This window comes from Streptomyces sp. NPDC005962 (assembly GCF_040629205.1).
Lineage (GTDB): Bacteria > Actinomycetota > Actinomycetes > Streptomycetales > Streptomycetaceae > Streptomyces.
In genome coordinates this window covers 107,032-118,058 of sequence record NZ_JBEXVE010000018.1, presented here as the reverse complement: position 1 = coordinate 118,058, position 11,027 = coordinate 107,032, and the positions used below count along the sequence as shown (strand labels likewise).

9 protein-coding genes are annotated in these 11,027 nt (G+C 73.0%); 4 read left to right on the top strand and 5 right to left on the bottom strand.

Annotated features, from left to right (window positions below; all coding sequences use genetic code 11):
• Positions 1-2 precede the first annotated feature (2 nt).
• Together ABZ370_RS27230 and ABZ370_RS27225 are read right to left on the bottom strand one after the other, a co-directional pair.
• Positions 3-2,561 carry an MFS transporter gene (locus tag ABZ370_RS27230; protein WP_358625738.1) on the bottom strand — a complete coding sequence of 853 codons (2,559 nt, stop codon included), beginning with the start codon at positions 2,559-2,561 and terminating at the stop codon, positions 3-5.
• 193 nt (positions 2,562-2,754) lie between these two features.
• Positions 2,755-3,210 carry an SRPBCC family protein gene (locus tag ABZ370_RS27225; protein WP_358625737.1) on the bottom strand — a complete coding sequence of 152 codons (456 nt, stop codon included), beginning with the start codon at positions 3,208-3,210 and terminating at the stop codon, positions 2,755-2,757.
• A 157-nt stretch (positions 3,211-3,367) separates the two neighbouring features.
• Between ABZ370_RS27225 and ABZ370_RS27220 the strand changes: the two genes are divergently transcribed.
• Entirely contained in the window at positions 3,368-4,408 is a 1,041-nt protein-coding gene (locus ABZ370_RS27220; protein WP_358625735.1) for an Rv2578c family radical SAM protein, read from the top strand.
• A 116-nt stretch (positions 4,409-4,524) separates the two neighbouring features.
• Here ABZ370_RS27220 and ABZ370_RS27215 read toward each other — a convergent pair whose 3' ends face one another.
• Together ABZ370_RS27215 and ABZ370_RS27210 are read right to left on the bottom strand one after the other, a co-directional pair.
• Complete coding sequence (locus ABZ370_RS27215; RefSeq protein ID WP_358625733.1) at positions 4,525-4,881, bottom strand: MerR family transcriptional regulator; 357 nt, start codon at positions 4,879-4,881, stop codon at positions 4,525-4,527.
• Between the two features lie 95 nt (positions 4,882-4,976).
• On the bottom strand, positions 4,977-5,732 hold the full coding sequence (locus tag ABZ370_RS27210; RefSeq protein WP_358625731.1) for an SDR family oxidoreductase: 756 nt from the start codon (positions 5,730-5,732) through the stop codon (positions 4,977-4,979).
• A gap of 60 nt (positions 5,733-5,792) precedes the next feature.
• Here ABZ370_RS27210 and ABZ370_RS27205 point away from each other — a divergent pair, with 60 nt between their 5' ends.
• The gene (locus tag ABZ370_RS27205) at positions 5,793-6,323 is read left to right on the top strand and encodes a GNAT family N-acetyltransferase (RefSeq protein ID WP_358625729.1); all 531 of its coding nucleotides are present in this window, start codon (positions 5,793-5,795) and stop codon (positions 6,321-6,323) included.
• Between the two features lie 178 nt (positions 6,324-6,501).
• Here ABZ370_RS27205 and ABZ370_RS27200 read toward each other — a convergent pair whose 3' ends face one another.
• Positions 6,502-7,173, bottom strand: coding sequence for a HEAT repeat domain-containing protein (locus tag ABZ370_RS27200; protein ID WP_358625727.1), 672 nt, complete (start codon positions 7,171-7,173; stop codon positions 6,502-6,504).
• Between the two features lie 442 nt (positions 7,174-7,615).
• Here ABZ370_RS27200 and ABZ370_RS27195 point away from each other — a divergent pair, with 442 nt between their 5' ends.
• Both ABZ370_RS27195 and ABZ370_RS27190 read left to right on the top strand, forming a co-directional pair.
• Complete coding sequence (locus ABZ370_RS27195; protein ID WP_358625725.1) at positions 7,616-9,451, top strand: 3-hydroxybutyryl-CoA dehydrogenase; 1,836 nt, start codon at positions 7,616-7,618, stop codon at positions 9,449-9,451.
• Between the two features lie 85 nt (positions 9,452-9,536).
• The gene (locus ABZ370_RS27190) at positions 9,537-10,343 is read left to right on the top strand and encodes a TetR family transcriptional regulator (protein ID WP_358625723.1); all 807 of its coding nucleotides are present in this window, start codon (positions 9,537-9,539) and stop codon (positions 10,341-10,343) included.
• The last annotated feature ends 684 nt before the right edge of the window (positions 10,344-11,027 follow it).

Sequence of the window (11,027 nt, the reverse complement as noted above, 5' to 3'; positions counted from 1 at the left end):
GGTCAGTCCTCGTGGCCCAGGTGCAGATCGCGTTCCGTGCGGCCGCCGCCCGCCACCTGGAGCACCGTCGCCACCGGGGGGTAGCCCGCGGCGATCACTGTGTACTCCCCCGCCGACAGGTCGATGAAGCGGAAGGCCCCGTCCGCGCCGGTCGTCGCGGTGTCGACGACGTTTCCGGCCGCGTCCAGCAGCGTGACCCGGGCGTCCTCGACGATACGGCCGCCACTGGCCCGGACGACACCGCGCAGCACGGCGCCCCCGGCCAGTTCGATGTCCTGGTGGGTCTCGCGGGCGGCCTGCACGGTGACGGGGAGCGCGGCGGGGCGGAAGGCGGGCGCGCTGGCGGCCAGGGTGTACTCCCCGGCGACCAACTCGTTCATCACATAGCCCCCTTCGCGTCCGCTGCGCGTGGAGGCGACCACCTCGCCGCGTACGTCGGTGAGGGTGACCGTCGCGTCCCGTACAGGCGTGCCGTCCGCCGTGAGCACCGACCCGGCGAGGCGGCCCGCGCCGCCCAGCACGACGTCCAGCTCGACCGGGCGGTCGCCGACGGTGACGCTGACCGCCCGCGGCTGGTGGCCGCTCGCCGCCGCGATGAGGACGTACGCCCCGGTGCCGGGCGTGCTGAGCGCGTACCGGCCGTCCTCGCCGGTGGCGCCGCGCCCGATCTGGCGGCCGCTGACGTCGATGAGGGTGAGCGCGGCCCGCGGGACCGAGGTCCCGTCGTGGTGCTGGACGGTGCCGCAGACCGGGATGCCCGCGACGGGCGGCGGCGGAGGGGGCGAGGCGGCGTGCCGGGGCACCGAACGCGCCGCCGGTACGACGGGGTCCGGCTGGGCGCCGGAGTCTGGCTGGACGCCGGGGTCCGGCTGGACGGCGTAGTCGGTGTGGGACACCAGAGGTTTCTCCTTCAGCAGGAAGGCGAGCAGGAAGCCCAGGACGAGCACCGGCACGAGGTAGAGGAAGATCCGCGGTATGGCGTCGGCGTACGCCGTGATGTAGCCGTCGCGCAGGGCGCGCGGCATCGCGTGCACGATCTGCGGGGTGACGGAGTCGGGGTCGGGCAGCTGCGGTCCACCGGCGGCCCGGACGCCCGCCGCCCTGGTCCCCTCGGCCCCCCGGGGGAACTCCTCGGCGAGGCGGTCGGCGAGCCGATGGGCGAAGAGGGTGCCGAAGATGGCCGCCCCGACGCTGCCGCCGATCTGCCGGAAGTAGTTGTTGGCGCTGGTGGCCGAGCCGAGGTCGTCGGGAGAGACGGAGTTCTGCACGGAGAGGATCAGCACCGGCAGGACGAGCCCGATGCCGAACCCGAGGACGCCCATCCAGAGGCTGTAGTCCTGGCGGGAGGTGTCCTCCTCCAGCCGGGAGAGCAGCCACATGCCGCCGGCCGAGATGAGGCCGCCGACGACGGGGAAGACCTTGTAGCGGCCGGTGGCGCTGATGAGCTGGCCGGAGATGATCGAGGACAGCACCATGCCGCCCATCATCGGCACCATCAGCAGCCCCGACTCGGTGGCGGAGACGCCGTCGACCATCTGCAGGAAAGTGGGCAGATAGCTGGCGGCGCCGAACAGCGCGACGCCGATCACCGCGCCGATGAGCCCGGAGACGCAGAAGACCGGATCGCGGAACATCCGCATCGGCATGAGCGGTTCGGACACGACGCACTCGACGACGACGAAGAGGATCGCGGAGCCCGCCGCGCCCAGGGCGAGCCCGAGGATGACGCGCGAGTGCCAGCTGTACTCCGTACCGCCCCAACTCGTCAGCAGCACCGTGCAGGTGGAGAACATGGTGAGGAACAGGGCGCCCAGGAAGTCGAAGCGCGGCCGCCGGAGCGGTTCGGGCACCTTGAGGACGGCGGCCACGACGGCGAGCGTGACCAGGCCGAAGGGGACGTTGGCGTAGAAGCACCAGCGCCAGGAGACATGGTCGGTGAAGAAGCCCCCGATCAGCGGCCCGGCCACCGACGCGAGGCCGAACGCGGCCCCGATGAGCCCCATGTAGCGGCCGCGCTCCCGCGGCGGCACGATGTCGGCGATGATCGCCTGGACGCCGATCATCAGCCCTCCGGCGCCCACGCCCTGCACCGCCCGGAAGACGATCAGCTCGTCCATCGTGCGCGACCACCCGGCGAGCGCGGAGCCCACGACGAAGACGACGATCGCGAAGACGAAGACGCTCTTACGGCCGATGAGATCGCCGAGCTTGCCGTAGACCGGCAGCACGATGGTGACGGCGAGGAGGTAGGAGGTGACGGTCCAGGACATCTTGTCCAGGCCGTGCAGTTCGCCGACGACCTCGGGGAGGGCGGTGGCGACGATCGTCTGGTCGAGGGCGGCCAGCAGCAGGGCGAGCATCAGCCCGAGGAAGACCGTCCGCACCCGGGCCGGGCTGAGCCCGGCCCCGCCGGGGCCGTCGGACGCGGGGCCGCCCGAGGGCGGGCCGTCGTCGGCCCCGCTTTCGTTCCTGTACCCGGTCCCGGTTCCGTCGGAGGCGCGGGCGGGTGCGCCTGCCGGCCGATGGCCCTTCGCGAAGGTGGTCTCGGTGATCCCGCCCACGTCATGTCTCCCCTCGTCACGCCTGCACCGCCGCCCTGTTCTCGCATTACGCGACAACTAGGGGCAAGCGCGACGAATCGACAAAGAGACGTGTCCGGGTGGCTTTACCGCAAGTGGGAGCAGGTGCGCCTATGGTGCGCACCGCGCAGAAAACCACCCGAACCGGTGACGGTGACGCCGGGGCGGACGGAGGCTACCGCGCGCCCTCGGCCGCGAGGTGCGCCGCCAGCTTCTCCAGCACGCCGTCGTAGATGCGGGCGAGGCCCTTGGGCGCGAAGGTGCGCTCGAAGAAGCCGCCGATGCCGGTCGCGCCGTTCCACACCGAGGTCACGACGACCCGCGCCTTGCCCTCCCCGGCCGGGGTGACGGTCCAGGTGGTCTCCATGGAGGAGTTGCGGTCCTTCTCCAGGAGCTGCCCGTCGCTCGGCTCGGAGACCTCCAGCAGGCAGTCGCGCACCCGCTTGCTGGTCGCCTGGAGCCGCCAGTGCACGACGGTGCCCTCGCCGTCGCCGCCCTCACGGATCTCGTACTCGCTGAACTGCTCGGTGAGCAGCCGGGGGCGGACCTCGCGGTAGTCGGCGAGCGCGTCGAACACGTCCTCGGGCTTGCCCGTCACGATGCGCTCCGTGGTGGCCTCGACCTGGCCCATTGCTGTTTCCTCCGATGCCCTGCGTCTTGTCTTGCCTCGTGCCCTGCGCTGGCAAGCCAACCACCTGCGCGTCACCCGCCCAAATTCGGGGTTGACGAAAATGAAGGGAACATGTGTTCTATTGTGGTAGTGAGCGAGACCCCCGGAGGTGGGTGCCATGCGCTGGGACAACCTGACAGGCGACGGCGAGGCGGCCGCCCCGGCCCTCTTCGCCGCCGACGCGGTGACGACTCGTACCTTCGACAGCCCTGAATTCCGCGGCATCACCTTCCACGAGATCCGCGCCCGTTCGATCGTCAACCGGGTGCCAGGCGCATCCCGGATGCCGTTCGAATGGACCGTGAACCCGTACCGCGGCTGCACCCACGCCTGCGTCTACTGCTTCGCGCGCAAGACGCACAGCTATCTCGACCTCGACACCGGCCACGACTTCGACTCCCAGGTCGTCGTCAAGGTCAACGCCCCCGAGCTGCTGCGGCGCGAGCTGGCCGCCCCGCGCTGGCGCGGCGAGCACATCGCCATGGGCACCAACGTGGACTGCTACCAGCGCGCGGAGGGCCGCTATCGGCTCATGCCCGGCATCCTCGGCGCGCTCATCGAGCGCGCCAACTCCTTCTCCATCCTCACCAAGGGCACCCTGATCCTGCGCGACCTGGAGCTGCTGCGCCGCGCCGCGCACGTCACCGACGTCGGCGTCTCGGTCTCCGTCGGCTTCACCGACCGCACCCTGTGGCGCACCGTCGAACCCGGCACCCCCTCCCCCGAGCGGCGCCTCGACGCGGTGCGGACCCTGTCCGAACACGGCGTCCCCTGCGGGGTGCTGATGGCCCCGGTGATCCCCTTCCTCGGCGACTCCCCCGAGCAGCTGCGCGCGACCGTCCGCGCCATCGCCGAAGCCGGGGCGACCTCCGTGACGCCGCTCGTACTGCATCTGCGCCCCGGCGCCCGCGAATGGTTCACGGCCTGGCTCACCCGGCACCATCCACGCCTGCTGAAGCGCTACGACGCCTTGTACGACGGCGGCTCGTACGCCCCGAAGTGGTACCAGCGGCGGATCACCGGCATGGTCCACGACCTCGCCACCGAGTACGGCATCGGCCCGTACACCCCGGGCACCCACCGCGCCGTCCCCGACAGTCCCGGACCTGGGCCCGAGGAGGGTTATCCACACGGCCCGGCCCAGCTGTCGCTGATGTGAGCGATGATCTCCTCATGGGACCCGAAAACGGGACGGGGCACGGGGAGTTGGAGGAGTACGCATGTCGCAGCTCAGCCATGCGGTCGCGCCAGGAGACGGCACCGCCGACTAGCGTCCTACGGGGTCTCCGCGGCCTGCCCGAGTGCCTGCGCGAGGCGGTCGCGGGCCTCGGCCTGGGCGGCGATCCGGGCGTCCAGGACAGCGAGCCGGGCGTGGGCGATGCCGAGTCCTTCGGCGCTGGGCGGCGCCGTCAGCATGTCGCCGTCCAGGCAGGGCAGGAAGCAGCGGACGTCGTCCAGGGTGAGGCCCACCGCGAGCAGCCGGCGGATGTTGCGGACGCGTACGGCGGCCCGTTCGTCGTACACGCGGTAGCCGTTGTGCGCCCGCGTGGACGTGATCAGCCCCGCCTGCTCGTAGTGGCGCAGCGCGCGCGGCGTCGTGCCCGTCGCGTCCGCCAGTTCCCCGATCCGCACCGGTCCCCCACCTCCGGTGCCGTTCTATCAGCTCTGCGCGCTCCGTCAGTTCCGTCCAGGTCCGTTCAGGTTCGTTCAGGGCGGTTCAGGGCCGTTCAGGCGACGACCGCCCCGCCGTCCACGGGCAGGACCACGCCGGTGAGGAACGAGGCGCCGGGCGAGGCGAGTCGGGTGATCGCCCACGCCACCTCCTCGGGCCGTCCGATCCGCCCCAGCGGGGTGTGGGCGAGCTGCCAGGCGCGCACCTCGGCCCGCCGCTCGGGGGACAGCCCCGAGTGGTCCGCGATCGGCGTCTCGATCGCCCCGGGCGCCACGGCCACCACCCGCACCCCGCGCGGCGCCAGCTCCACCGCCCAGCTGCGGGTCAGCGTCTCCAGCGCGGTCTTCGTCGCGGCGTAGACCGCGTTGCCCGGCCAGCCGCGCAGGCCGATCGCGGTGGACACGTTCACGATCACGCCACCGCTCGCCTCCAGGGGGCCGAGGGCCGCCCGCGCGAGCAGGACAGGGGCGATGAGGTTGGTCTCCAGGTGGGTGGTGGTCAGTTCGCGGGTGCTGCCCTCCAGGGGCGCGGAGCGGACGATCCCGGCGTTGTTCACCAGTGCGTCCAGCCGCCCGTACGTCTCGACGGCATGGCGGACGAGGTCCTCGGCGGCGCCGGGTGCGGTGATGTCCGCGGCGAACGGGTGGATGCGGTCATGGCCGCGGGCCGTCTCCGCAAGCGGCTCCGGCCGCCGCCCGACGGCCACCACCCGCGCGCCCTCCCCGGCGAGCGCGCGGGCGGTGGCGCGGCCGATGCCTGTACCGGCTCCGGTGACGAGGGCGACGGGGTGCGGATTCGCGTGGTTTTCCATGGCGGAGATCGTGTGTCCCTGCCGCCGGTGTCAAGGTCAAGCCACCTACGGTGGACGTATATGAACGGGGTGTGGGTACGGGAGATGGCCGAGTCCGACATCGACGCGGTGGCGGCGGTGCGGGTGCGGGGGTGGCAGAAGGCGTACCTGGGGCTGATGCCGCAGACGTATCTGGACGGGCTGAGCGTCGAGGAGGACGCCGAGCGGCGGCGGGAGTTCTTCTCCCGGGGGCTCGGCGACGTGGTCAACCTGGTGGCGGAGGAGGGCACCGGCGAGGTGGTCGGCTGGTCCTGTTTCGGGCCGTACCGGGACCGCGATCTGCCGCCCGGGGACGCCGAGTTGTACGCCCTCTACGCGCACCCCGCCCTGCTGGGCACGGGCATCGGCCGCGCCCTCCTGGACGAGACCCGCCGCCGGGTCGCCGAGCGCGGCTTTCCGCATCTGCGGCTGTGGGTGCTGGAGGGGAACCGCCGGGCCCGCCGCTTCTACGAGCGGGCGGGCTTCGCGGCGGACGGCGGCGCGGAGACGCACAAGGTGGAGGGCGCGGCGGTGCCGGAAGTGCGGTACGCCCTGCGGCTGGCCAAGGGCTGATCCCCCACCCCGCCCCTTCCCGCGGCATCCGATAGGCGGCTCCGCCGTGTGGCGGGCCCGCCGCGGGCCCGCCCCGGACCCCGGCCGGGAGCAGACCCGGAAGCCCGAGGCCGCGCCCCCCGCCGGGGCCGGGGCGGAGTCCCGGGTTCGGGAAGGGAGGGGTGGGGTGGGTGAGGGGTCAGCGGACGGTTGCGCGGCCTGTGCCCGTTCGGCCGGATCGGGGCGGGGGTGGTGTGGGGGCGTCCAGGGAGCCGCCGCCGCTGATGCGGGCGAGGGCGGCGGCGGCCGCGGCGCTGAGCCGTATGTGCTCGGCCGCCGCCTTCAGGGCGGGGATGGCGCGTTCGTCGCCGATCGCGCCCAGCCCCTCGACGCAGGCGCGGGCGATGACCCAGTGCCGGTCCCGGGCGGCCAACTGGCGTTCCAGGGCGGCGACCAGGGCCGGTACGGACTCGGGGGCGCGGAGTTCGACGAGGAGCCGGATGGGGTGCAGGGAGTACGCGGTGCGCAGCGGATTCGTGGCGAGGGCGGCGGCGGCGCGGGCGGTGCGCGGATCGTCGAGCCGGGCCAGCACCCGGGCGGCGGTCGCGCAGCGCGCGGGCTCGCGGTAGTTGAGGAGCAGGACGAGCGTTTCGAAGGCCCGCCGGTCGCCCGCGCTGCCGAGGACGAAGGCGGCGGTCTCGCGCGCCCACAGGGGCTGCTCCGGCGCGACCAGGATGCGGGCGAGCTGTTCGCGTGCGGCGGGGGTGCCCTGCCGTACGAGTGCGAGCAGCGAGGCGTGTGCCGCCGTCTCCTGCTGCGATATGAGCGAGGCCCGTACCCGCTCCGTCAGCGTGCGGAATTCGTCGTCCATGTCGAGGTCTCCCCTCCCCGGTGATCCGCGCCATCGCGCAGGACTCACAATCGGCTCTGGCGTCTTGGTTACCCGCGAGTTAATATGGCGACACGAGCAGCACCCCTGCTCGGGCGGCCTGGTGACGCAGCCGCCTTGTGTGACGTCGGTTCGGCACATTCATCAGCAGTACGGCATGGCCCCGGGACAGGGCCCGCCGTGTGTCTCCCACGGGCAGTTTCCTCCGTGCGGCGCTGTCCGCCAGGGAGCGTGCAAGCCCTTCCGTCGGAGTTTTCGTACGTGCCGGAGGAATTCCCACAGCAGGTGCCGGAGCAAGCACCGGACGCCCGTCCGGTTTGCCCGGATCGCGGTGTCGTTCCTCCGCTCTTCACCGAAGGCTCCCCTCGATCGTCCCAGTCGTCACTTCATCCCCGTTTCCGGGGAACACCCTCTGGAGTCCGCGATGGACCGTCTCCCACAGACCGGCGTCAGCACCACGTCCTCCCCTGATCTCTCCCCCTCCTGGGCCCCGCTCACTACTGTTGCGGTCGTCGGGCTCGGCACGATGGGCACCGGCATCGCCGAGATCCTGGCCCGTGCGGGTCGCCGGGTGATCGGTATCGACATCGGCGAGAGCGCCTGCCGCCGGGCCGTCACCGCGCTGGAGGTGGCCACGGCCCGCGCGGTGGGCCGCGGGCGGATGACCGAGCGCGAGCGGACCGCCGCGCTCGACCGCATCCGCACAGCGACCGATATGTCCGCCGCGGCGGACGCGGATCTGGTGATCGAGGTGGTGCCCGAGGACTACGGCATCAAGCACGACGTCTTCGCCGCGCTGGACGCCGTCGTCCGGCCGGACACCATCCTGGCGACCGGCACCAACGCGCTGTCGGTGACCCGGCTGGCCGCCGAATCCGCCCACCCCGAACGCGTGTTGGGGCTGCACTTCTTCAATCCGGCGCCCGCCATGAAGCTGGTGGAGATCGTCTCCAGCGTGCTGACCGCGCCCGCCGCCGTCGAGGCGGTGACCGCGCTCGCCCGCGACCTGGGCAAGGAGCCGGTCGCGCTCGGCGACCGGCCGGGCTTCATCGCCGACGGGCTGCTGTTCGGCTACCTCAACCAGGCCGCGGCGATGTACGAGTCGCGCTACGCCGCCCGCGAGGACATCGACGCCGCGATGCGGCTCGGCTGCGGGCTGCCGATGGGGCCGCTGGCCCTGCTGGACCTGATCGGGATCGATACGGCCCGTACCGTCCTGGAGGCGATGTACGCCGCCTCGGGCGACCGGCTCCACGCCCCGGCCCCCGTCCTCGGTCACCTCGCCGAGGCCGGGCTCACCGGCCGTAAGGCGGGCCGCGGCTTCTATACGTACGAGGCGCCGGGCAGCGGCACCGCCGTCCCGGACGGCGCGGCTCCGCAGGCGCCGTCCCCGGACCTGGGCCGCCCGGTGCGCGCCGTCGGCGTCGCGGGCTCGGGCACGATGGCGAGCGGTATCGCCGAGGTCTTCGCCAAGGCGGGCCACGAGGTGGTGCTGGCGGCCCGTACCGCCCAGAAGGCGGAGCAGGCGAAGGCCCGTATCGCGAAGTCCCTCGCGCGGTCGGTGGCCAAGGGGCGGATGACGGAGACGGTGCGGGACCGGGCGCTGGCCCGGATAACCCCGGCCGACTCCCTCGACGCCTTCGCGGACGCGGACCTCGTGGTGGAGGCGGTGGCCGAGGATCTGGCCGTCAAGCAGGAGCTGTTCACCGTGCTCGACAAGGTCTGCAAACCGGGCGCGGTGCTCGCCACCACCACCTCCTCACTGCCGGTCATCGCCTGCGCCCGCGCCACGTCGCGCCCGCAGGACGTCATCGGCATGCACTTCTTCAACCCGGCCCCCGCGATGAAGCTCGTCGAGGTCGTGCGCACGGTGCTGACCTCGGACGCGGCGCGGGCGACCGTGCACACCGTGTGCCGGGAGGTCGGCAAGCACCCGGTGGACTGCGGCGACCGGGCCGGGTTCATCGTCAACGCCCTGCTGTTCCCGTACCTGAACAACGCGGTGAAGATGGTCCAGGAGCACTACGCGTCGCCCGATGACATCGACGCCGCGATGAAGCTCGGCGGCGGCTATCCGATGGGCCCCTTCGAGCTGCTGGACGTGGTGGGGCTGGACGTCTCGCTGGCCATCGAGAAGGTGCTCCACCGCGCGTTCCGCGACCCGGGGCTGGCCCCCGCGCCACTGCTGGAACACCTCGTCGCGGCGGGCTGCCTGGGCCGCAAGACGGGGCGCGGCTTCCGCGAGTATGCGAAGGCCTGAGAATCCGCTGGGCTGGGGCGGACTGCTCGAACCGTCCTTCGGTCCGCCCCCGCACCAGCACTCACAAGCGTGTTACGTTCCCCACATGTCCCAGCCCGTAAAGGCCACTCGTACGCAGCGTAACCGCTCGAATTCCTCCAACGGTGGGGAGACCGCCGGCAGCCGCCGTGCCGCCGCCCAACGCCTCATCATGCGCCGCAAACTCGCGGCGGCCGCCATGGAGTTGTTCGCGACGCAAGGGTACGAGGCGACGACGGTCGACGAGATCGCGGCCACAGCGGGCGTGGCCCGGCGGACGTTTTTCCGCCATTTCCGGTCCAAGGAAGAGGCCATTTTCCCGGACCACGACGACACGCTCGTGCGCGCCGAGGCGGTGCTGGACGCGGCGCCGCCGCATGAGAACCCGCTGGACACGGTGTGCCGGGGCATCAAGGAGGTCATGCGCATGTACGCGGCCTCCCCGGCGGTCTCCGTCGAGCGCTACCGACTGACCCGCGAGGTCCCCGCCCTGCGCGAGCGCGAGATCGCCTCGGTGGCCCGCTACGAGCGGCTCTTCACCCGCTACCTCCTGGGCCACTTCGACGAGGGCGCCCACCACGACGGCGACGACGACCCCCTGCTGGCCGAGGTCGCCGCCTCCGCGGTGGTCACGGCCCACAACCACGTCCTGCGCCGCTGGCTGCGGGCGCGCGGCGAGGGCGACGTGGAGACCCAGCTCGACCACGCCTTCGCCATCGTCCGCGAAACCTTCGGCACCGGCATCGGCGCGGGCCGCCCGCCGGTGAGCGTGTCCTCGCCGGGCGAGGAGGAGGACGTGGTCGTCATGGTCGCCCGCACGGACGCCCCCCTGGGCGAGGTCATGCGAACGATCGAACGAGCCCTGAAGCGGTAGCTCCGGCGAAGCGGCAGTCCCCCACCCCGCCCCTCCTCGAAACCGGGGCGCCGCCCCGGGCCCCGGTCCTCAATCGCCGGACGGGCTGGAAATCCAGCCCGTCCGGCGATTGAGGACACCGCCCGGAGAGCGCGCGGGCTCCGAGACGACGCCCCGAGCCCGGCCCCGTCGGCCGCCCCAAGGCCCAGGCGCGCAGCCCCGGCCGAGGGCCGGGAGCAACCCCCGGGCGGGGGCCCGGGGGCACAGGGGCGAGGTGAGGAACAGCCCCCACCGCCCCCAGGCCAGCCACACCGCCCCCAGCCGAGGCCGGGAAGCAGCCCCAGGGGCCCAAGGGCGCAAGCCCCAAGGCGGCGGCCAGGGGCGCAGCCCCGGGCGGGGTCCGGGGGCGCGGCCCTCGGTTACGGGAAGGGGCGGGGCGGGGAACAGCCCCCACCGCACCCGGGCCAGCCACACCGCCCTAGCCGGGCCCCCGGGGTGCAACCCCAGAGGCCCAGGGACGCAAGCCCCAAGGCGGAGGACCGGGGGCGCAGCCCCAGCTGGAGCCCAGGGGCGCAACCCACAGGCGGGGGCCCAGGCACGCAACCCCAGCCGGGGCCCAAGAGCGCAACCCCCGGGCGGGGGCCGGGGCGCAGCCCCGGGCGGGGGCCGGGGGTGCAGCCCCCGGTTACGGGAAGGGGCGGGGTG